Source organism: Pseudoalteromonas sp. SR41-8 (assembly GCF_014163915.1).
Classification (GTDB): domain Bacteria; phylum Pseudomonadota; class Gammaproteobacteria; order Enterobacterales; family Alteromonadaceae; genus Pseudoalteromonas; species Pseudoalteromonas rhizosphaerae.
Window position 1 is genome coordinate 112,330 of record NZ_JACJEE010000007.1, and the last position, 22,353, is coordinate 134,682.

A 22,353-nucleotide genomic window follows, 5' to 3' on the forward strand; every position below is an offset into this window, starting at 1 on the left:
CCCGTGTATTGTGTCCCGAGTGGGACAAACAGTTTAAGGAAAATTTATGACAAAGAAAATACAAAATGTTAATAATATGGAAATAAAAAGGGCGCAGAATCGCCCTTTTCTAAATTAAAAATGTATAAGGCTTACCTTTTTAGCAGTTGTGCAGCCTGCTTTGCAAAATAGGTAAGAATACCGTCAGCGCCAGCACGTTTGAAAGCAAGCAAGGACTCCATAATTGTGGCTTCTTCAGCAAGCCAGCCATTATCAATCGCCGCTTTATGCATCGCGTACTCGCCACTCACTTGATAAGCAAACGTCGGCACACCAAATTCATCTTTAACTCGGCGTACGATATCTAAATAAGGCATACCGGGTTTCACCATCACCATGTCAGCACCTTCTTGTAAATCCAGCGCTACTTCACGAATGGCTTCATCGGAATTAGCTGGGTCCATTTGGTAGGTTTTTTTGTCCGCACCTTTTAAGTTACCAGCCGAACCGACTGCATCACGAAATGGTCCATAGTAACTTGAGGCATATTTAGCTGAATAAGCCATAATGCGTGTATGAATATGGCCTTCGGCCTCTAGCGCTTCACGGATCGCGCCAATGCGGCCATCCATCATATCTGAAGGGGCAACAATATCTGCACCCGCTTGTGCATGAGATATCGCTTGTTTAACTAATATTTCTGTCGTGATGTCGTTAATTACATAGCCATCATCGTCGATAATTCCGTCTTGCCCATGCACTGTAAAGGGATCAAGTGCTACATCGGTGATTACCCCTAATTCTGGATAGGCTTCTTTGAGTGCGCGTACAGTGCGTTGTGCCAGTGCATCATCATTGTAAGCTTCTTCAGCAAGCAATGATTTTTTGTCCGCAGGGGTGACCGGAAAAATAGCGATTGCAGGAATACCTAATTCAACCAACTCTTTTGCTTCAATCAGCAGTAAGTCAATCGATAAGCGCTCTATGCCTGGCATCGATGCAATGGCTTCTCGGCGATTGTTACCTTCAAGCACAAATACTGGGTAAATTAAGTCATTCACACTGAGTTGATTTTCAGCCATCAAGCGGCGAGAGAAATCATTGCGGCGCATTCTGCGCATGCGAGTATAAGGGAAAAGGTCGAGACCTGATTGGGCCATTATTTGCTCCTAGTCTAAAATTGGAAAACTAACTACACGATTACGCCCACTTTGCTTGGCATGATAAAGTGCTTTGTCGGCGCAGTCGGTGAATAATCCCGGATTGTGAATGTCTTCAGCGATGGCGCTATATACACCAGCACTAATAGTAAACTTTATCTCATTGTTTGCTACTGTAATTGTCGCATCCATGATTGCTTGGCGGATTTGATCCGCTATTTCTACAGCACCACCGAGGGCGGTATTGGGGAGTAAGATAACAAACTCTTCGCCACCATAACGGGCTACTTCGTCAAGTGGGCGTTTTAAATGGCTTTTTATAATGTCAGCCACAGCACGAATAGTTTGGTCGCCAATTAAGTGCCCATAGGTGTCGTTAATGCTCTTAAAGTGGTCTATGTCGAGCATTATCACGCTTAAAGATGTTTGCTCCCGACGAGAGCGACGCAAGTCCATTACTAGCTTTTTATCGAAATAGCGGCGATTTTTTATTTGTGTTAATGGATCTTCCATATTGATTTGTTCAAGTGCGCGATTCTTTTCTTCAAGCTCACGCAGAGTGACCTGAAGTTCAAACGTTCGCTCTTCTATATTTGCTTCTAAATCTAACCTAGCTTGTTCTTGCAGCTCTAAACGTTCTTGTAAGATGGCATCTTGTGCTTCACTTTGGGCTATTTTACTCTGCTGTGCAGTAACTTGGGCATCGCGTTCGATTAAAAAGTGTTTGATGGTAGCAAAGCTTAAACTGAGTGAGCAGATTAAAAAGCTAAAAAATACAAACGGTAAACCACGCGCATTAAAATCATAGAAATTAAACACAACAATAATCATGTAAAGCTGTGCGGAAAAAAACATCAACGCTCCACATAGCAGCGCACATAGTGGCTGTGTTCGCTGTTGCTTAATATCGATCCCTAACGCCGCTATGTGTAATAACATCACTAGCGCGGGCAAGAGTAGACTGTAATAAAGCATGATATTTGTTGGTAATAACCAAATAAAAAATAGGCTGATAAAAAGTAACCAGTTACTCAATCTATGTAAGGGTTGCAGCCACATTTTCGTGGACAGTCGTAATTGTTCAAATAATAGTTTGAATAAGCAAGTGGTTAATATCAACATGCTTGGAACTGCAAGCTGCTGCAGACTAGGCAAAGACGGGTGAAAATACCGATAGCCAAAGCCATATAAGTAAATCAGTAATAACCATAAAGTCATTAAAATAGTGCCACAGAGTGCAAAGTAGCGCTTTCGTGAAAAACCAAACATAACCAAGCAAGTGATCGCTAAAGATAAAATAAACCCGACTAGCAAGCCATACATTAAATTAAACTTACTTTTATATTTTAAATATTCATCATATTGCCAAAGACTTAACGGCACTCTGACACCATCTAGACTTTTAATATGAAGTAGTAATGTTGAGTTACTTTTCGGTGGGAGTGTTAGCTTTACTAATAATGATTCTGTTTTAATTTGTCGGTTATTGAGTGGTAATGCATCACCAATTTCTTTAAACAATAATCTGTTTTGCTTAAAGTAATGGTATACAGCCACTTTATCTAATAACGGATTATCAATGGACAGTAAAATTTGTAGATCTGAATCCTCAGCGTTGACCAGTTGTAGGCGCAGCCACACGGCTTGATTGGTTAGTCCTAAATTGAGCGATTGCTCAGGAAGTTGTTGCCATTGCTGAGTAGGGGCTAGCTTAGCTTGCTCTATTGTTAAAGGTTGTTGAGAATATTCAAAAGGAATATTTAATATATGTTCAAAATGCTTATCTAAGGTGATCTGCGTTGCATTGGCTGAGAATGAAATAAGTACAAAACTATAAAGCAGCAACCAAACACGCTTCATTATCAGCCCTTGTGGTTGAATAACTGTTGGAAGTTAAGTGTAGTTTGCTTTGCAACAGTTGCAAACTCTAGACCTTTTAAGGACGCAATTGTTTGGCATATATGTGGTAAATAGCTTGGTTCATTGCGATGCGATTTTGGTTTTGGAGTTAACGAGCGTGGGATCAAAAACGGCGCATCTGTTTCAATTAATAGACGCTCTAATGGCAGCATAGGCACCAGTTGTTGTAGTGATTTACCACGACGTTCGTCACAGACCCAACCAGTAATACCAATGTATAAACCGAGTGATAAGTATTGCTCTAAGGCGTGTTGATCACCGGTAAAACAATGTAATACTCCTCGCACCGAATACTGTTGCAGTATCGCCAGCATATCTTCGCTCGCATCTCGCTCATGTAAATATACCGGAAGATTTAACTCTACCGCTAAAGCGAGTTGTCGGTGTAACACAGAACGTTGAGTTTCACGAGGCGAAAAGTCGCGGTTGTAATCTAACCCGCATTCACCAATTGCTACAATCTCAGGATTTGCAGCAAGAGCGCACAATTGTATTTCTAGTTTTTCATCGGCTGATTTTGCGTCATGGGGGTGAACACCGGCGGTAGCAAGTAGGTGGTACTGTTGTGCTAAGTGAAGAGCTTGCTGGCTGGAGTTTATATCGCAACCAATTAACAGCATCTGGCTAACATTTTGCGCTTTTGCACGAGTAATGATAGCCGAATGTTGAGCATCAAATTGATGATTGGTAAGATTTACGCCAGCATCAATAAGTGATGTGGTCATTAATTAGTGCGCTTAACGCGGATTGAGCGATTCTGACCTGCTTTTTTCAATAAAAATGAGTTGAACATACCGCGCTCAATAATTACAGTATCATCTTGGTCGATACGCAAGCTATCTGAGCCAATTTGGCGCCATTGTTGGCCGTTATTTAAACTAATTATTAACTCACCGTAAGGTGCTTCTTTTACGTTAGTCACGACGGCAGTAATTTCATTGTCGTTTTCTTTTACTAGTTCTTTATGCTCTAAGCCAAAATCTTCATTTTTAACTTTAATTATTTGCTTACTAGCAACAGCTACATCCGCTGTTGCGGTGACTGAACTTGCAGGTGGAGTTAAGGTTTTTGTTGTTTCTGGTTTAGTTAATGACTTGCCTGCCATGGTATTGTCGTAACAAAGCAAGCGATTGAAGTCATTTTCAATAAATGTACAGGCTTGTAAAGCTTGTAAGTTAACTTCATTGGCATGAACAGTTGGAATGCTTAACAAGGCAAGTATTGGTAAAAGTTGTTTTTTCATTTATTCCTCTGATTCATCTTGTTGAGGTTTAGCCTTATAAAAGGATGCTAAGATTAAACCCAATTCAAATAACAGCAGCATTGGAAATGCTAATAAAGATTGTGATAGCACATCAGGTGGCGTTAAAAACATTGCTACAACAAAAACCCCGACTACAATATAAGGGCGTTTCTCTTTTAAACTTTGTGTTGTGGTAGCGCCACTAAAACATAACAGCATAATAGCTACCGGAATCTCAAAAGCGACCCCAAAGGCAAAAAAGAGCTTCAATGCAAAACTTAAGTAGCTACTAATGTCTGGCGCCAAGGTCATCATTTCTGGACCAACGCTAGTAAAAAAGCCAAGAATAATGGGCAGCACTACAAAGTAACAAAATGCGATACCACTATAAAAAAGAATAATGCTTGATGCCAAAACAGGCATTAACATACGTTTTTCATGTTGGTATAACCCTGGCGCAATAAAGCCCCAGATTTGGTGTAAAATTAACGGAAACGCTGCAAATAAAGCGACAAATAAGGTTAACTTAAACGGCGCAAAAAACGGTGCAGTTACATCTGTAGCGATCATGGTTGCTGTACTTGGTAAGTGCGCAACTAATGGAGCCGCTACAAAACCGTAAATATCGTTTGCAAAGTAAACCAGCGCAATAAAAAATACTAATATGGCTAATAAGGCTTTCATGAGCCTATTTCGCAATTCAATTAAATGACTTACAAAGCCTGATTTAACTTGTTCAGTCATAATTTAACTCGTTACCGATATATAGACCATAGCTAACAAAAATAATTTCATTTTTGTTCATCAACATTCACTTTATCTGCTTGCTCAGGAGGATTTCTTTTATAACTATGGGTGACCGAGTCCGCAGCCTTTTGCAATTCGCTGACTGAATCTTTTATTGCAGGACTTAAGTTCTGCATGCCTTGTTGTTCGGCTTTTTTTAAATTTTGGTGTAACTCATGCACTCTTAATTCTTCATTAACTTCAGCCTTAACCGAATTAGCCAGCGATTTTATAGTTTTTATCCAACGGCTAACAGTACGAATAGCAACTGGCAACCGCTCAGGGCCAAGTACCACTAAGCCGACGATTAACACCACAACAAGTTCCCACATACCCATGCTAATTAAGCCTTATGGTCTTCTTTACTTTTATCAACAGACTCTTTGTTTTGTATTGGGTTATTTGCTTGTTCAATTGGTTCTGCTGGTTTATTTTGCTCATCTTCAGAGACTGCTTTTTTAAACCCTTTTACAGCGTTACCTAAATCACCGCCAATACCACGCAATTTTTTCGTACCAAAAAGTAACACTATGATTGCCAAAACAATTAACAATTGCCAAATACTAATGCCGCCAAAACCCATGATGTTCTCCACTTAATTAAATACTGTGAATTAAAATTATTGTACTGATTATACTCACCGAGCACTAAATAGCACTTAGTTTATGCAGCGCTGCGCCAAGCAAGTATAAAGCCGCTTAAAGAGCATATCGCAGCAATACCTGCAGCGACAAGGTCATGCTGCAAATAACATAACCCTGATACTATCATTGCTGAGCCAGCAAAAAGACCAAGTAATAATGGCTTGTGCGATGGCTGTGGCAGTGGTGCAGGACTGTTGCGCTGTTGTTTTAAGTTGTGATAGATCAAATCAGGTAACTCGGGCATTTTTTCTGCCCAAAATGGCAAATTTGCGTATACCTGTTTAAATACCGACCAAGGACCAACCTGTTGCTTTACCCAGTCTTCTAAAAAGGGTTTAGCTGTTTTCCATAAATCTAGTTGCGGATATAGCTGACGCCCAAGGCCTTCAACATACAACAAGGTTTTTTGTAGTAGAACTAATTGGGGTTGAACTTGCATATTAAAGCGACGAGCGGTATTAAATAGATTAACTAAGACATGGCCAAATGAAATCTCTGCTAATGGCTTATTAAAAATCGGCTCGCAGACAGTGCGAATGGCAAACTCAAATTCTTCCACGCTGGTGTCTTTAGGTACCCAGCCAGAATCGACATGTAATTGTGCGACTTGACGATAATCGCGATTAAAAAAGGCAATAAAGTTTTCGGCTAAGTAACGTTTGTCTTCTTTGTTTAGCGTGCCCACGATGCCACAATCGATACCGATAAATTTGGGGTTTTCAGGGCTTTCATAGGATACAAATACATTACCAGGGTGCATATCAGCATGAAAAAAACTATCACGGAACACTTGGGTGAAAAACACCTCCACACCGCGTTCAGCCAGTAGTTTCATATTGGTGTTTTGCGCAACTAATGCCTCAGTATCAGACACTGGAATGCCGTAAATTCGCTCCATGACTAGTACATTTACGCGACTATAGTCACTGTAAACATAGGGAATATAAAGCGAATCAGAACCTTCAAAATTACGCTTTAATTGAATGGCGTTTGCGCCTTCACGCATCAGATCAAGTTCATCAAGTAAGGTTTTCTTATACTCTTTGACTACTTCAACAGGGCGTAACCTTTTCGCTTCATTGATTAACTTGGCCACTATTTTAGAAAATTGTTCCATTAATGCTAAATCAGCGTCAATTTGTTCTCTGATATCAGGGCGAATGACTTTGATAACCACCTTTTGTGGTTGATTATGCTCATCCACTAAAGTGGCTGTATGTACTTGGGCAATGGATGCTGAAGCTAAAGGGGTTTGCTCAAAATCACTAAAGTATTCACTGATATCATCGATTTCGAGTGCATTTTCAATTAGTTGTTGTGCTAACACACCATCAAATGGCTGTACTTGATCTTGCAGCAAGGCTAGCTCTAAAGCGATATCTAGTGGTAATAAATCGCGCCGAGTAGATAACATTTGGCCAAATTTGATCCATACTGGCCCCAATTGTTGTAATGCTAAACGCAGTCTTAACCCTGCTGGTTTTTCTGGGTGCTTATTGGTTAGCCAAAATAGACATGCACGGCCAACTTTGCCATACCAAGGTATTTTTTGTGATGGGATCAGTTCATCCAAACCATAGCTAAGGAGGGTTTTTGTGATGTTATAAAGCCGAGCAGCTGACACAGATAATCCTTACTGATTCATTTTGCTTGAAGTAGTTGGTTGATACGTAACTCAAGTTGCGCAACATGTGCTTTGAGTTGACGCGTGTGTTGCTTAAATTGCTCAAGCTCTAAAGGATGAATGGTCACTTTGAGCTCGTCTTGGCATAAAGTAGTTAGCGTTGTAGAGAGTTTCTTGTTGGCTTTTTGACTTTGCTGTTGAGTTTGTTTAACTAACTGCCATAGTTGCTGTGCCGCTGCGTCACCAAGATAATCAGATAAGTGTTCAGGCCAATCGATATTAAGCGCAGCGAAAGCATTACTAAACCCTTGTGCAATATTTAGATCACCTTGCAAATCGAGTTTATCTTGGCGGATTAACTGAGTCAGCATTGCAGGGTTTTTAAGTGCCATTAAAGTATTAATATCGGCGCTTATCATGCAGTCATATTGCGTTTCGGTAGTGTTGTATAAATGCAGTTGTTGGCCAGTAAACACCACTAAAAACTGCTGTTGCCAATCGCGTATATCAATTAATAAACGTTGTTGGGATATTGACGACAGTCTATCGCTAAGAGTGGGATCGAGTTTAAGCGCCGTATTTAAAACCCTTTCGACGAGTGCGACCATGAAATTATTTAACATACAATACCTTAGCAATAAACTTTACTAGCTGGTGTGACGCTTAATATTTAAAGCCACGATGTAATGCTACAATACCACCGGTGAGATTTTGATAGGTGGTTTGCTCAAATCCAGCCTCGTTCATCATTGCTTTTAGTGTTTCTTGATCTGGGTGCATACGAATTGATTCAGCTAAATACTTGTATGATTCACCGTCGTTAGCAACTAACTCACCCATTTTAGGTAGTAAGTTAAATGAGTAAAAATCATAGGCTTTACTTAATACTTGATGCTCTGGTTTGGAGAACTCCAATACCAGCAGACGACCACCAGGCTTTAAGATTCGGTACATCGAGCGAAGTGCTTTATTTTGATCTGTAACATTACGTAAACCAAAGGCAATGGTAATTAAATCAAAACTATTATCAGGGAAAGGCAGTGCTTCAGCATTCATTTGTACGTAGTCAATATTACCGACAAGACCTAGGTTATGTAGCTTTTCGCGCCCCACTTTAAGCATTGATGAGTTAATATCACCTAATACTACTTGCCCAGTATCACCAACTAGTTGACTAAACTTTGCCGTTAAGTCGCCGGTGCCACCGGCTAAATCCAGCACATGATGGCCTTTACGCACACCTGAACTAGCAATGGTTTGACGTTTCCATAAACGATGAATACCAAACGACATGAGATCATTCATTACGTCATATTTAGTAGCAACGGAATGAAATACATCGGCAACCATAGAAGCTTTTTCGGTTTCGGCAACGGTTTTATAACCAAAATGCGTGGTCTTTTCAGGATTCTCGTTCATGATTAATCTCTATCGTGGTAATAAAGACTAGTGTACTTGATTGTTACGCCATGGTGCAATTTGAATCTGGGGAAAATTGCTTGTGGATCAAGCTTTATGAGTTACGGCTCACTGTCCGGCAATAAAGCTGCTTTGGCCAAGCGATCTGGCTTTATGTGCTGCATTGGAGGCTTTACGGGCAAGATTATTAAAATCTTTTTCGTCTAAGTGTTTGGCAATCCCTAATGAAAGGTTGATTGCTGGAAGTTTAATACCGTTTTTAGAACTAACGAAACGTAATTTTTCGACTCCATTACGGACTTTTTCAGCAATTACATTCGCAGTTTCAGGGTCGATATCAGCCAGTAATACAGTAAAAGCATCTTTGCCTGTTCGCCCTGGTAGGCCACTTTCAAATACATATTTTTGAATTTGTTTAGCTACCTTGCTTAAAATTACTTCACCAATGATATCGCCGTAGTTATCAATAAAGTGATCTAGGTTATCTATTTGAATGGCAATCGCGCACACAGATTTTTTTTGGTCTAACCATAATTGTGTTTGCTGGTTTAAATAATGACGTTTAAAAAGGCCTGTTTGTTGATCGGTGATGTGTTGTTTGCGTAATTGTACGAGTTGTTGTTGAGTTTTTTCTTGTCGTCGCTTTGCTTTGATCAGCTCTTGTTTAAATTGTTTATGTTGAGTGAGCAAGTGAGCAGTTTGCTTATTTAATGTCTCAAGTGCGAGGCGAGTTTGGGCAATATTATTTTCATCTAAAGAATGTACACAGTCGCTGACTTGACTTGCAAAGCGGATAATATCTTTTTCGGTTGAGTGCGCGCTACGTGATAATGAATTAATAATACCATCAACATTACGAACCATATTGGTTTCAGCTTTATGGGCTTGATCCATGTAATCGAAATAAAGTTGTTCTACATAAACACAGTCAATTTCTTGGCCTTGGGCAATTGCACGATCGATAGTGGTATTTAAATCAGAATTAACTTGGCTAACGTAGGTGTAGACAACGTGATAATTAAGAGGAGTCGGTGGTAATATATGATGTTCTAAAAAGATACATACCTTGGTCATTTTTTCTTGAGCAATAGCCATGGAATCATGGAACATCATTGTATACACCAATTAAATACACGTAACAGCGAAATTAAATAACTCTCTCCGTGAGGTCTTGACGCAATCCTAGCGTATGGGATTGCCTTACATTAATCTGTATCGGGGATATTTAAAAGCAAAAATATGTAATTTGATAGCGAAATTTCTATTTTTATCGCTCAATAGCTGGTTTTCTCGACAATCTTATTAAGCAATAAAAAGTGCTGATTAACTACTAGTCAATAGTCGCGGTTAATTTAACCTTGTATTTATCGCCCTTGGTCGCATTTTTTTGGTTATTGTAGCAGTCTAGGTTAGGTTAACCCTCACGTTTTCAGTAGCAGATCCCTATTATTATGAAAAAATCACCTTCATCGGTTATGCGTCATTCTCTGTTAAGCATCGCCTTGGCATGTACATTAAGTGCTTGCCAAATGACCACCGTAGATAGCGATCAACAATTTACGCAAGTTGCGCAATCAATTGTTGATTATCGTAAAAGTATTAGCACGTATAGCAACCCCGAGGGTGTTGATGGTTATTTGTTAACTAATTTATCTGCTGAGTTTCTTGAAAAGAAATATCAACATAACACTGAATTATTAGCGCAGTTAGATGCAATAGATAAAGATAAACTCAGTGATGAAAACCGTATTAATCTCACTATAATTCGTGGACAAGTACAAAATAGTATCGATGAATATGTATTTAACAGCCACTACATGCCGCTTACTTCTGAATATGGCTTTCACTCTAGTTTATCTTTTATGGTGTCGAGTTCAGATTATAAAAAATTAGCTGATTACCAGCTTTATTTGCAACGTTTGCAGCAAGTTCCTCGATTTTTTCAGCAAAACATCAGCTGGATGCGCAAAGGTTTAGAAGTTGGTTTAACGCAACCGAAAGCGGTGCTTGTGGGTTATCAAGACTCTATCAGTGCATATATTGTTGATGACGCTACTGAGTCTGAGTTTTATAAACCATTTTTAAATAATACCGCTGGTTTGAGTGATGGTGAGTTTTTTGCTTTACAACAACAAGCAAAGAAAATTATTAAAGAGCAGGTGATTACTGCTTATCAAGATTATTTAACATTTTTTAATGAAGAGTATCAGCCAGGTGCGCGTACTGAAATTGGTATCTCTGCAACACCTAATGGTGCTGCGTTTTATGCCAATCGCGCCAAGTATTATACCACCACAGATATGACGCCAAAAGAAATCCATGAACTGGGGTTAAAAGAAGTGGCACGTATTCGTGCTGAAATGGATAAGATTATTGAGCAAGTTGGTTTTAAAGGCACGTTTGCTGAATTTGTGCACTTTTTACGTACTGATCCGCAATTTTATGCTAAAACACCGGAAGAGTTATTAAAAGAAGCATCGTACATAGCTAAAAAGATGGATGCACAATTACCTAAGCTATTCCATACCTTACCACGGATGCCTTATGGTGTTGCGCCGGTGCCAGCAAGCATAGCGCCTAAGTACACGACTGGCCGTTATTCTGGTTCGAGTCGTGATGATCAAGCGGGTTATTACTGGGTAAACACTTATGCACTTGATAAGCGCCCTTTATACGTATTAGAAGCTCTCACTTTTCATGAGGCTGTACCAGGGCATCATTTACAGATCTCCCTTAATGCTGAATTAGAAAACTTACCAAGCTATCGTCAGAATGCATACTTATCGGCATTTGGTGAAGGGTGGGGGTTATATTCTGAGTATTTAGGAATTGAAGCGGGTTTTTACCAAGACCCATACAGTAACTTTGGCCGTTTAACTTATGAAATGTGGCGAGCAGCTCGTTTAGTGGTTGATACTGGCATGCATATGTATGGCTGGAGCCGAGATCGCGCGATGAAGTTTATGAGTGAAAATACGGCATTGTCACTACATAACGTGAAAACCGAAACTGATCGTTATATTTCATGGCCAGCACAAGCACTATCATACAAAATTGGTGAGCTGACTATTAAGCGCTTACGTAAAGAAACCGAGCAAGCGCTTGGTCAAGATTTTGATGTACGTGAGTTTCACCATCAAATACTTCGCCACGGTTCTGTGCCAATGTCAGTATTAGAAGATCAAATCCATCAATATATTGAAACTGAGCTGGAAAAGCGCGGCTAAATTACAACGTTCAATTTATCTCGGTTCGTGCTGATTAGCGTGTAACCGAGCTTTCCTTACAAAACATTTGCTTGAAACTTGTTCTGCTTATATTCTCAAAGCTGGAAAAACAACCAGCAAGGGGCGCTGCATGAGTAATTTAATAGTTTTTAGCATTGATGTGTTTGCCAGCTTATTTATAGTGGTATTTGGGTGTTTAGTTTTAGTTGTTATTTATTTTTATATCAGTGATGTAACTCAATCTAAACAAGCGATTAGACGTAATTATCCGGTAATAGGTCGGTTTAGATACTTTTTTGAGCGCCAAGGTGAGTTTTTTCGTCAATACTTTTTCGCTATGGATCGCGAAGAAATGCCATTTAATCGCGCCGATCGTAGTTGGGTTTATAAAGCGGCTAAAAACGTTGATCGTACCACCGCCTTTGGCTCAACTCAGAGCCTAGAAGTTACCGGGACCGTGATGTTTATGAACTGCGCGTTTCCTACCTTGGACGAAGAAGCGCTTGAACCTAGTGCAGTTACGTTAGGGCCGCATTGTCGAAATCCTTATATTACTAAATCGCTATTCAATATTTCAGGTATGAGTTTTGGTGCGTTATCAAAACCTGCTGTACGTGCGTTATCGCAAGGTGCCAAACTCGCTGGTTGTTGGATGAACACTGGTGAAGGTGGTTTAAGCCCTTATCACTTAGAAGGAGGTGCCGACATTGTGTTTCAAATTGGCACAGCTAAATATGGTGTGCGCGATGAACAAGGTAAATTAAGTCATGAGAAGCTCAAGCAAATAGCTGCGCATGAACAAGTAAAAATGTTTGAAATTAAAATGAGCCAAGGTGCGAAGCCTGGTAAAGGCGGTATGTTGCCAGGCAAAAAAGTGACTGCTGAAATTGCGGCTATTCGTGGTATCCCAGAAGGTCACGATTCAATTAGCCCAAATGGTCATCCTGAAGTTAAAAACCCTGCAGATTTACTTGATATGATTGCCTCGGTGCGCGAAACGACTGGCAAGCCAACCGGCTTTAAAGCGGTTATTGGCGCTTATGCATGGCTGGAAACCTTGTTTGCTGAGATCAATCATCGTGGTATTGAATCTGCGCCCGATTTTATTACTATCGATAGTGCTGATGGCGGTACCGGTGCTGCACCACAACCGCTGATGGATTCGGTGGGTTTACCACTGAAAGAAAGTTTACCTTTGGTTGTTAATATGCTCGAAAAGCATGGCCTGCGAGAGCGAATTAAAGTTATTGCGTCAGGCAAACTGATTGTGCCGTCTAAGGTTGCATGGGCGCTCGCGCTGGGCGCAGACTTTGTTGTATCGGCACGTGGTCATATGTTTGCTTTGGGTTGTATTCAAGCGCTGCAATGTAATAAAGACACTTGCCCAACAGGGATAACCACACACAACGAGCGGTTGCAACGTGGCTTAGATGTCGCCGATAAAGCGCAGCGCGTAGCAAACTACAATAAGTACATTCATTATGGTGCGGGTTTAATTGCTCACTCATGCGGGGTATTTAGTGCCCGTGAACTTGGCCGCCAGCATGTGCGCGTTGTGCAAGAAAATGGTTTATCAGAGCCGCTTGATAAAATGTATGAAAATTACCAGTAATTTAAAAGACTAGGTAATAGAAGCTAGGTCCCGCCCAAATAGGTTGATAAAAGGCACTAAATAAAGTGCCTTTTGCTATTTTTATAAATTTAATTTAGTTGGCTTATCAATAAAGAGAAAAACTCTTCTTTGTTATTGCAAGTGTGGGCGTTGAGTACTAACTGCTCACCCAGCGCTAAAGTGTGGCGTTGTACGTCTAAACGCGCCTGCGCATCTTCAATGCCATCAATGTCAGCAACGTGTGCTAAGCCGATAGTGCGGCGTATCAGTTCTGTCCCACAGTAACCAATCGCGTCTTGTAATACTTGTTGCATAAAATACTCGCCATAACCAGCGGCTTTTAAATTGTTATCTGTGGTTTGCTCTGCAATAAATGTCAGCCACTGTTGTTCAAACAAAGAATAACTCTCTTGCAGGCAAGTCAGTAAATGGGTGTGATAGTTACGGCGTGTAACAAATTCACTAATACGAGCATTTTGCGCGCAGTAGTTTAATAATAAATTGCCGATAAATGAGCCGATATCAAAGCCAACTGGGCCAAAAAAGCCAAATTCAGGGTCGATCATCTTAGTGGTTTCTTGATCGACAAAAATACTGCCGCTATGCATATCACCATGTAATAGCGTCTGCGGGCATGATAAAAACTTAGCTTTTAGTTTTGCGATCGCTAAATGTAATGCGGTGTTATTTTGTAGTTTATTGACTGTACTTTGCAACTCGCTTGGGTAGTTATTACGCTCATGTTCACGCAAGATATCGTTGAAAAACAAATCTTCAGTAATTTGGCACAACTCTGGATTAGTAAACTGACTGACTTTGGCTTTTTTATCTTGCGCGGTTAGGTAAAAGTCTGAGTTATAAAAACCAGTATGGCTTAAGTAGTGAGCCACATGTTGACCTAATAGCGGAAATTGCTCTGCGTTTATTTGTGCGCTACGCAAAATTTGTAAGTGACCAAGATCTTCTAAAATGGTCAGTGCTTGCTCTGGATTATGATGCAATACTTTTGCTGTGTAGTCAGGGCTTAATGCGCCGTGATTGAGTAAAACCTCAGCTTCAATGCGTGCTCGGTCAAGCGTTAATGGCCATGACTCACCCACACAGCGCGCATAAGGTAAGGCTTGCTTTAAAATAACGCTATTACTTTGCTCGTCGCTTATTCTAAAAACGAGATTTAAATTGCCATCTCCAAACTCATACGCCGATAACGTTTGGTCAAGATCAAACAAATCATACCCATCTTTAGTTACAAGATTTTTAATATAATCAATCGCATGCTGTGCATTAAAGGCAACGTATTCGGCCATCGGCGTACTCTCAGAAAATGATAAACAATAGCATTCTATACCTTCAACCGTTTAGATGTCTACACTTCTGGGTTGTGCGTTTTAAAAACTACTGTAAAATAACCTCAGCCTAACGATTATTCAGGATCAATCATGCAAGACCTCATAGCGAGCAGTTTAAAATATCAAAACAATACACTAAGCGTGTTAGACCAATACCTACTGCCGCATCAGCAGGTATGGCACGAATGTGATGATGTAGCCAGTATGAGGGATTTAATTCTAAGCTTAAAAATACGCGGCGCACCGCTGATTGGTTTAGGAGCAAGTTTGCTAGTTGCCCATTTGGCAGAGCAAGGCACAGCTAAAGTAGCATTAGCGCAGGCGATTGATGATTTAGAAGCCACTCGGCCAACTGCGGTTAATTTAATGCATTGTATGGCAAAGTTACGTATTGCATTACAACAAGATGATTATGTAACGGCAATTGTAAGCGCCGCTGTAACATTGTTTAATGAAGATATCGCCTTGTGTGAAAGCATGGCAAATCATGGAGTTGCATTGGTTAACCGCGGCGATAATATTCTCACACATTGTAATACTGGTGCCTTAGCAACCGCAGGTATTGGTACTGCTCTTGGTGTTATTTATAAAGCGCAGCAACGTCATGGCGATATTCATGTATGGGTGGATGAAACGCGGCCATTATTGCAAGGCGGGCGTTTAACCGCGTTTGAACTTGAGCGCTGGCAAGTACCTTACACCTTAATTTGCGATAATATGGCAGCGAGTTTAATGGCTGCAGGCAAGGTTGATAAAATTTTTGTCGGTGCAGATCGTATTGCTGCAAATGGTGACTTTGCTAATAAAGTGGGCACTTATAACTTAGCAGTACTGGCGCATTTTCATAACATCCCATTTTATGTCGTAGCGCCGCTAACAACCCTCGATGTAAACACAGCATGCGGTGCAGACATTGAAATAGAACAACGTAACAGCGCAGAAGTGCGCGGTGTAAGCGGAAGCTTTGGTGAAGCGCTATGGGCACCTACAAATGCTAACGTATATAATCCCGCATTTGATGTAACCCCCGCTAAGCTTATTACCGGCTGGGTACTCGATACTGGCGTTTATGACCAACAACAAGTTTTAGTTGGTGAATTAAAAAGGCTGGTTTAACAGCCTTTTGCCACATACACCCATGCATTAATGCCGCTGCTAAATGACTCTTCAATACGGATGTAGTCATTAACTTCGTAGCTATCCGCGTTAGCAAGTTCCTCTAAGGTGATAGTAAAAATAGTGCCAGTTACTGTATCTGTTGGCAGGCCTGTTTTAATTAATGCTGGATGAAAACGCTGGCCGCTGCTTTTCAGCACGGCGGCGTCGGTGATCTCAACTTCGCCTACTACGTAACCTTGTAGTGTATCGGCTTGGCCTTCGAGCAAGCGGCCAAAGGTATCAAGCTGTACTTGCTCTAATTGCAGTGTGCCGTATGAAAACAACTTTTCCATTTAAACTCCATTATTAACAGATATCTAGTCCAATAAAGGAAACTGCTTAGCAATCTCAGATTCGGTGCTTTGTGCCACCCAGCCTTCGGTATTATTGAATAAACGGATCGCAGTAAATTCAGGATCGCTGCCCATATCAAACCAATGGGGAGTAAGCTCTGGTACTGAAATTAAATCACCCTGCTTGCAAAGTACTTGGTAAACCTTGTCGTTAATATGCAGGCAAAATAATCCTTGGCCTTTTACAAAAAAGCGTACTTCGTCTTCACTATGGGTGTGCTCAAATAAAAACTTAGCACGTAATTCTGCAGCGTTCGGATTGCCTTTTGCCAGCGAAATAACATCTACAGTTTGATAACCACCTTGTTGCTTTAAGCTTTCAATATCAGCGTTATAGGCGGAAATAATAGCTTCATGGCTAGTATCAGCAGTAATCATTTTTGTTGCTTGCCACTGCTCAAATCGTACATTTACTTTATTAAGCTCGGTGGCAATTTGTGCTGTATCTTGAGTGTTTAATAAAGCATTATTGCCGTTACAGTCAGCAAAAATAGTCAGTTGGCTCATGCTAAATGCTCCACAGTGAATTGGCTAAAATCGTTAATATAGTTATGCGCAGGCGAGCTTGCTTGACCATCACGGATCAGGTGCAAGGTTTTTAAACCTGCGGCTTTGGCGGCATCAAGCTCGGCTGCCACATCACTTAAAAATAACACTTCATTAGCGGCAAAAGGTAGTTGCTCAATAATATTGTGATATGAACGTTGCTCTTGTTTAGCGCCGACTTGAGTATCAAAATAATCAGTAAATAAGGAGCGAATATCACCAAAGTCAGAGTAGTTAAAAATTAAATGCTGTGCTTTTACTGACCCTGATGAATACACATACAACTGCTGGCCGGCTTGCTGCTGTGCAACTAAAAAGTGGTAGGCATCTGGGTATAAATGGCCGGTAAAATCGCCATTTTCATAGCCAGTTTGCCAAATCAAACCTTGTAACTGTTTTAATGGAGTGATTTTTTTATCGTCACGGATCCATTCAAGTAAAGTGTTAATTACGACATCAATACTGGCATCTGGCTGTTCAATAACCGCTTTTACGGCATAAATTTGTTCAGCTACAGCGCTTTGCTCTTGATGAGTTTTTACAAATTCGGGGAGCTGCTTTGCGGCATATGGAAATAGTACGTCTTTAACAAACGAAATACGGGTAATAGTGCCTTCAATATCGGTCAGCAGTGCTTTGATCATGATTCTAATCCTACTAATTTTAAGCGTTCTATCTCACATGCAAATAAAAACTCAAGGCCTTCTAATTGACGGCGTACTTCACCAATAGTGCGACCCACTACATACAAACCGTGGCCGCGAATAAGCACGCCGTGCTCAATAGGCGTGTGTAAGTGGTGATCGCTCACTAATAAACTCAAGCGATCAATATCTTGGTCGTTATCAAAGATTGGAATACTCAAGGTGTCTAAATGTGAAGTAATGCCGGTTAGTGACTTTTGCATTTCGTAGCCGTGTAAGTCTAGGCTGTGACCTTTAATAACCCGAGATAATACCGTCGCAGCAACCGAATGAGTGTGCAATACATAATTAGCAGCAGGAATAAGTTTATACATGCACAAATGCAATTCGGTTTCAGCTGAGGGTTTGGCGGCGCTAGCGCTACGATTACCGACATGATCCAGTTCAATAAAGGTATGCGACCCTAATTGACCTTTGTCAAAACCGCTGGCAGTAACCACAAAACCGGTGTTAGTTCGCGCTGAAAAATTACCACCCGTAGCTGGCACCCAACCACGTTGACTGATCCACTTTCCTGCTTCTATAAGTTCTGAAATAGCGGTATTGTTATGCATACATTCCTCATACTTTTTTAGACGGCTATACATCTGTTAACAGCAATGATAGCATCGCTTTGGGCGCAAAACCATCATTAAGGGTAACCAGTGTTTGAAAGTAAATTGCCAAATTTAGGCACCAGTATTTTTAGTCAAATGACTGCTTTAGCAAATCAATTCGAAGCGATTAATTTATCGCAGGGGTTTCCTGAGTTTGATGCGCCTGAGCTACTTAAAAAACAGCTTAATCATTATGTGCTTGAAGGAGTTAATCAATATTCACCTTCATCTGGTGTGCCGCGCCTGCAGCAACAAATTGCCCAGTTAGCAAAACGAAAATATGCAACTGAAATAGATGCCGCGCAGCAAGTAACGGTAACCTCTGGCGCGACCGAGGCCTTGTTTGTTGCCATTCAGGCGCTGGTGCGCGAAGGTGATGAAGTCATTGTGTTTGACCCCGCTTATGATTCATACCAGCCAGCGATTGAATTGGCCGGTGGTAAGTCAGTCAATATTGCTCTGCATGCTCCGAGTTATGCAATTGACTGGCAAACGGTGGCTGCGGCTATCAATAGCAAAACGCGGGCTATTATAATCAACACCCCACATAACCCAAGTGGTAAAACGTTAAAACAGCACGATATTAATGCTCTAAAAGCCTTAGTAATTAAGCATGACTTATACCTGATAAGTGATGAAGTATACGAGCATATTACTTTTGATCAGCAACCGCATTTAAGTGTGCTGCGTGATAACGAATTGTTTGCTCGCAGCTTTGTGATCTCAAGCTTTGGCAAGACTTTTCATAGCACAGGCTGGAAAATGGGTTACTGCATCGCACCCGCTGCACTTGCGGTCGAGTTTCGTAAAATTCACCAATATGTGACTTTTTCAAGCTTTACGCCGGCACAACATGCATTAGCCGATATGTTAGAACAGCAAGGTGAGCATGTGGATGAGCTCAGTGAGTTTTATCAACAAAAGCGTGATGTACTTAGTAAAGCACTAAAAGATAGCCGCTTTACCATTTTACCAAGTGAAGGCACCTACTTTTTACTGCTTGATTACAGCGATGTATCGGATTTAAATGACGTAGAATTTTGCCAGTGGTTAGTAGAACAAGCAGGCGTTGCAGCCATTCCACTAAGCGTGTTTTATCAGCAACCAAGCAACGATAAAGTTATTCGCTTATGCTTTGCCAAAAATGACGCCACGCTATTACAAGCCGCGGAGATTTTATGTCAACTTTAACCATAGCACTGATACAAACATCGCTTAATTGGTTAGATAAAGACGCCAACTTGGCACACTTTGGCAATAAAATAGCTGATATAGATAAATCAGTAGAGCTTATTTTATTGCCAGAAACCTTTGCCACCGGCTTTGCTATTAACCTTGATTGCGCAGAGCCGGATCATCAGTTAAAGCAAGGCAAAGTGCTTGATTGGATGATCGCGTCGGCAAAATCAAGCAATGCGGTAATTGCAGGCTCGGTATTGGTAACTCAAGGCGATAAAAAAGCTAATCGCTTTTATTGGGCATGGCCCAATGGCGAAGTGAAATATTACGACAAACGGCATTTATTTTGCTTGGGCAAAGAGGGCGATTTTGTAACCGCAGGGCAGCAACGTGAAGTGTTCACCCTTAATGGCTTTAGAATTCTACCGCAAGTTTGTTACGACTTACGTTTTCCGGTCTTTCAGCGCAATCGCAATGACTACGATGTGATGGTTAATGTCGCCAACTGGCCTGCTGCAAGGCGCAAAGTATGGGACACCTTACTAATGGCGCGGGCGATGGAAAACCAGTGTTATGTGATTGGCGTTAATCGTATTGGTGATGATGCTAATGGCGTCGCGCACAATGGCGGCACGGCAGTGTATGACTTTAAAGGTGATACGTTAGCAGCCGCTACTGATAACAAAGCTGATGTTGTTATTATCACTTTGGACAAACAGCCGCTTGAGCTCTTTAAGCAAAGTTTCCCGGCGCATTTAGATGCCGATGGGTTTAGTTTGGGTTATTAAGATAAAGAGACTGTTTAGCCTCTTTACCCGTTTTACGCAGAAGCACTGTAGGTGAGTTTGATCGCAGCGAAACCCGACAACATACAACAAAAAAATAATCTACAGGCTTGTATCAATACAAGACCATTTATCTGCGATGAATTTTTACCTGCTCACCCAATCGTTACGAGAGAATACCTAGACTAGGTTAAAGTATTGATTTAATAGGTAGCAACCTATTGCATTACTATGATGTAACAGTTAGTTATCCGGTTTTTTATCTGCATTGTGATTATATGGTTGGCACAATATCTGAATTTCGTGATGCCCATCATATAATTTAAATAACTCATCGCCCCCAGTTTTGTTAAAAAATTGAGATAGGGTTATTTTGTCCTGCTCATACTCCATTAGTAACCAAAAGCCGTAAAAACCTTTAAACCAAAAATAATAGAATATCGCTGCGAAAAAAAATACTAGATAGGCTGCTTTACCTACTTTCTTTTTATATTTTAAACAACTAAGGAACAACCAAATACAACTCAACATTGCTAAAATTAAGAATGCTGAAAAAGGAGTAATAACTACTTCAATGTTGTCCCAGCGAGAGCTTAGACAAGGGGCATGTCGGTCTGAAACTATTGTGTAAATTAAAGTGATTTTGAAAAGGAAGTACAATAATACAGTTGTAAAAACTGCATATAAAATACCACTTTCTTTGTCCTCACTGTTATACCAATCGACTTAAATATTTAACCATTCTAGCGAGCTAAATAAAGCGCTAACTGCGTTATAATTTTTTTAAGTAGAACAACTACATGTCAAAATTTACGCCTTGTTATCACTCCATTTATCTGTCGCTATAAATGGTCAGTAACTTAACACGATTGGTATTATTCAACTTGTAGCCTTAGAAAATATTTTGTTGTTTTTAAAAAGAAAAGTCAGAACGATTTTTGAATTTGGTTTAAGAGCTGACTTATGTGTTCTATTTGATATTACATTACACAACTTAGCGGAAGGGATCTAGAGTTTAGTTTTCTGGCCGCACTGCGTGCGTTTAACTTTGTTCCAGACAAAGTTTGGTCGAACCCTAGTCGAGGGTTCTCACCCGCCTTCATTGGTGTAAAGGTTACGGACATAAAACAATAGGCTTTTCATTCTGAAATTTGTGTCAAACGTGGGGATGGGCTTGCTTACGTCCATGTAACCAATCGCTTCGCGACGCTTGCAGCGGCCTAAAATGTTCCTGACATTTTATCGAACCCTGGTCGAGGGTTCTCACCCGCCTTCTGCCATTTTTAACAACAAAAAAAGCCCCACAATAAATTGCGGGGCTTTTTTCGTTATTAAATGGCGGAGAAGGAGGGATTCGAACCCTCGATAGAGCTACAAACCCTATACTCCCTTAGCAGGGGAGCGCCTTCGGCCACTCGGCCACCTCTCCGGCGCATAAATTGTCATTTTGATAATCGAGTGAACCACCAAAACGTAATAATGGTGGAGAGATAGGGATTTGAACCCTAGAGGGGCTATAAACCCCTGCCGGTTTTCAAGACCGGTGCATTCGACCACTCTGCCATCTCTCCGTTGGGAAAGAATAATACGCAGGTGATTGGGGTGTGTAAATAGGAAAAAGATCGTTTGCTGTTTTTTTGTTCTAAAAAAGAGGTTTTTTTATAAAAAAGGAGTTTTTAGGGAGTTTAAAGAAGGGGTTGCAGCAAACTAGGGAGCTAAATAAGTAGTTTCATTTAGTGGTTGGGTGTTTGCTGCACCGCTAAAGTAATCATGGTTGGGTGATTACTTGTATTGAACTGCGCCGCCAAGAGCTAGCTTTTTGCCGAAACGGTTAAGTCTGGCAAGCATTTTTGCTTTGCGGTTGGTCGATTTTACTGCAACATGGGTAGCTGCATTTTCGTTTAATGTATTTACTGGGTTCATTACTTTGCTCCGGGTTATGTCTGTTTTGACAACACGGCTATTCTGAGCTTTTTTTGCACAAAAATAAAACGATAAAAATTAGGGTGTTCGAATAGAAATAACTAATCCGAATTGTTTTTATTAAGGTATTATTCAGATAGTGCGTA

The 22,353-nt window shown here is 40.7% G+C and carries 22 protein-coding genes and 2 tRNA genes; 5 read left to right on the forward strand and 19 right to left on the reverse strand.

What is annotated here, in order from left to right; translation table 11 throughout:
- Window positions 1-131: 131 nt before the first annotated feature.
- The 11 genes from hemB to H5162_RS07020 form a co-directional block, all read right to left on the reverse strand.
- A complete protein-coding gene (hemB, locus tag H5162_RS06970; RefSeq protein WP_145240066.1) occupies window positions 132-1,139 on the reverse strand; it encodes a porphobilinogen synthase in 1,008 nt (335 codons plus the stop codon).
- Between the two features lie 9 nt (window positions 1,140-1,148).
- Window positions 1,149-2,999: a diguanylate cyclase gene (locus tag H5162_RS06975; protein WP_182778046.1), complete on the reverse strand. Its 1,851-nt coding sequence runs from the start codon at window positions 2,997-2,999 to the stop codon at window positions 1,149-1,151.
- Between the two features lie 2 nt (window positions 3,000-3,001).
- Window positions 3,002-3,784: a TatD family hydrolase gene (locus tag H5162_RS06980; protein WP_145240063.1), complete on the reverse strand. Its 783-nt coding sequence runs from the start codon at window positions 3,782-3,784 to the stop codon at window positions 3,002-3,004.
- Window positions 3,784-4,302 carry a hypothetical protein gene (locus H5162_RS06985; protein WP_182778048.1) on the reverse strand — a complete coding sequence of 173 codons (519 nt, stop codon included), beginning with the start codon at window positions 4,300-4,302 and terminating at the stop codon, window positions 3,784-3,786. Before H5162_RS06985 ends, H5162_RS06980 begins: the two co-directional genes overlap by 1 nt.
- Window positions 4,303-5,046, reverse strand: coding sequence for a twin-arginine translocase subunit TatC (tatC, locus tag H5162_RS06990; RefSeq protein WP_145240059.1), 744 nt, complete (start codon window positions 5,044-5,046; stop codon window positions 4,303-4,305).
- A 47-nt stretch (window positions 5,047-5,093) separates the two neighbouring features.
- The gene (tatB, locus tag H5162_RS06995) at window positions 5,094-5,426 is read right to left on the reverse strand and encodes a Sec-independent protein translocase protein TatB (protein WP_182759937.1); all 333 of its coding nucleotides are present in this window, start codon (window positions 5,424-5,426) and stop codon (window positions 5,094-5,096) included.
- A gap of 5 nt (window positions 5,427-5,431) precedes the next feature.
- Complete coding sequence (gene tatA, locus H5162_RS07000; protein WP_064666784.1) at window positions 5,432-5,671, reverse strand: Sec-independent protein translocase subunit TatA; 240 nt, start codon at window positions 5,669-5,671, stop codon at window positions 5,432-5,434.
- An 80-nt stretch (window positions 5,672-5,751) separates the two neighbouring features.
- The gene (gene ubiB / locus H5162_RS07005) at window positions 5,752-7,356 is read right to left on the reverse strand and encodes a ubiquinone biosynthesis regulatory protein kinase UbiB (protein ID WP_145240055.1); all 1,605 of its coding nucleotides are present in this window, start codon (window positions 7,354-7,356) and stop codon (window positions 5,752-5,754) included.
- 17 nt (window positions 7,357-7,373) lie between these two features.
- Window positions 7,374-7,979 (reverse strand): SCP2 domain-containing protein, encoded by a 606-nt coding sequence (locus H5162_RS07010; protein ID WP_145240053.1) that lies wholly within the window; start codon window positions 7,977-7,979, stop codon window positions 7,374-7,376.
- Window positions 7,980-8,019: 40 nt separating this feature from the next.
- A complete protein-coding gene (gene ubiE, locus H5162_RS07015) occupies window positions 8,020-8,775 on the reverse strand; it encodes a bifunctional demethylmenaquinone methyltransferase/2-methoxy-6-polyprenyl-1,4-benzoquinol methylase UbiE (RefSeq protein ID WP_145240051.1) in 756 nt (251 codons plus the stop codon).
- 108 nt (window positions 8,776-8,883) lie between these two features.
- Complete coding sequence (locus H5162_RS07020) at window positions 8,884-9,870, reverse strand: diguanylate cyclase domain-containing protein (RefSeq protein WP_145240114.1); 987 nt, start codon at window positions 9,868-9,870, stop codon at window positions 8,884-8,886.
- A 356-nt stretch (window positions 9,871-10,226) separates the two neighbouring features.
- Between H5162_RS07020 and H5162_RS07025 the strand changes: the two genes are divergently transcribed.
- Together H5162_RS07025 and H5162_RS07030 are read left to right on the forward strand one after the other, a co-directional pair.
- Window positions 10,227-12,002 (forward strand): DUF885 family protein, encoded by a 1,776-nt coding sequence (locus H5162_RS07025; protein WP_182730727.1) that lies wholly within the window; start codon window positions 10,227-10,229, stop codon window positions 12,000-12,002.
- 130 nt (window positions 12,003-12,132) lie between these two features.
- Window positions 12,133-13,614, forward strand: a complete 1,482-nt coding sequence (locus H5162_RS07030; RefSeq protein ID WP_145240047.1) for an FMN-binding glutamate synthase family protein — start codon at window positions 12,133-12,135, stop codon at window positions 13,612-13,614.
- An 89-nt stretch (window positions 13,615-13,703) separates the two neighbouring features.
- On the opposite strand, the gene mtnK is transcribed toward H5162_RS07030, so the two are convergent.
- Window positions 13,704-14,921: an S-methyl-5-thioribose kinase gene (gene mtnK / locus H5162_RS07035; RefSeq protein ID WP_182778050.1), complete on the reverse strand. Its 1,218-nt coding sequence runs from the start codon at window positions 14,919-14,921 to the stop codon at window positions 13,704-13,706.
- A 132-nt stretch (window positions 14,922-15,053) separates the two neighbouring features.
- Between mtnK and mtnA the strand changes: the two genes are divergently transcribed.
- Window positions 15,054-16,079, forward strand: a complete 1,026-nt coding sequence (gene mtnA, locus H5162_RS07040) for an S-methyl-5-thioribose-1-phosphate isomerase (protein WP_182735028.1) — start codon at window positions 15,054-15,056, stop codon at window positions 16,077-16,079.
- Here the strand turns inward: mtnA and H5162_RS07045 are convergent.
- From H5162_RS07045 to H5162_RS07060, 4 genes are read right to left on the reverse strand one after another with little or no spacing between them, the layout of a single operon-like run.
- Window positions 16,076-16,414 (reverse strand): gamma-glutamylcyclotransferase family protein, encoded by a 339-nt coding sequence (locus H5162_RS07045; RefSeq protein ID WP_149982210.1) that lies wholly within the window; start codon window positions 16,412-16,414, stop codon window positions 16,076-16,078. The two genes, mtnA and H5162_RS07045, sit on opposite strands and share 4 nt — an antisense overlap.
- Window positions 16,415-16,438: 24 nt before the next feature.
- Complete coding sequence (locus tag H5162_RS07050; protein ID WP_145240039.1) at window positions 16,439-16,981, reverse strand: acireductone dioxygenase; 543 nt, start codon at window positions 16,979-16,981, stop codon at window positions 16,439-16,441.
- Window positions 16,978-17,664 carry an acireductone synthase gene (gene mtnC, locus H5162_RS07055; RefSeq protein ID WP_145240037.1) on the reverse strand — a complete coding sequence of 229 codons (687 nt, stop codon included), beginning with the start codon at window positions 17,662-17,664 and terminating at the stop codon, window positions 16,978-16,980. Before mtnC ends, H5162_RS07050 begins: the two co-directional genes overlap by 4 nt.
- Window positions 17,661-18,278 carry a methylthioribulose 1-phosphate dehydratase gene (locus H5162_RS07060; RefSeq protein WP_149982209.1) on the reverse strand — a complete coding sequence of 206 codons (618 nt, stop codon included), beginning with the start codon at window positions 18,276-18,278 and terminating at the stop codon, window positions 17,661-17,663. Before H5162_RS07060 ends, mtnC begins: the two co-directional genes overlap by 4 nt.
- Window positions 18,279-18,368: 90 nt before the next feature.
- Between H5162_RS07060 and H5162_RS07065 the strand changes: the two genes are divergently transcribed.
- The gene (locus H5162_RS07065) at window positions 18,369-19,511 is read left to right on the forward strand and encodes a methionine aminotransferase (RefSeq protein WP_182778052.1); all 1,143 of its coding nucleotides are present in this window, start codon (window positions 18,369-18,371) and stop codon (window positions 19,509-19,511) included.
- Entirely contained in the window at window positions 19,499-20,287 is a 789-nt protein-coding gene (locus H5162_RS07070) for an amidohydrolase (RefSeq protein ID WP_182778054.1), read from the forward strand. Before H5162_RS07065 ends, H5162_RS07070 begins: the two co-directional genes overlap by 13 nt.
- 1,333 nt (window positions 20,288-21,620) lie before the next feature.
- Here the strand turns inward: H5162_RS07070 and H5162_RS07075 are convergent.
- From H5162_RS07075 to H5162_RS07085, 3 genes are all read right to left on the reverse strand, one after another.
- Window positions 21,621-21,713, reverse strand: a tRNA-Ser gene (locus tag H5162_RS07075).
- A 51-nt stretch (window positions 21,714-21,764) separates the two neighbouring features.
- A tRNA-Ser gene (locus tag H5162_RS07080) sits at window positions 21,765-21,855 on the reverse strand.
- Window positions 21,856-22,066: 211 nt separating this feature from the next.
- On the reverse strand, window positions 22,067-22,207 hold the full coding sequence (locus H5162_RS07085; RefSeq protein WP_182757905.1) for a hypothetical protein: 141 nt from the start codon (window positions 22,205-22,207) through the stop codon (window positions 22,067-22,069).
- Between the last annotated feature and the right edge of the window lie 146 nt (window positions 22,208-22,353).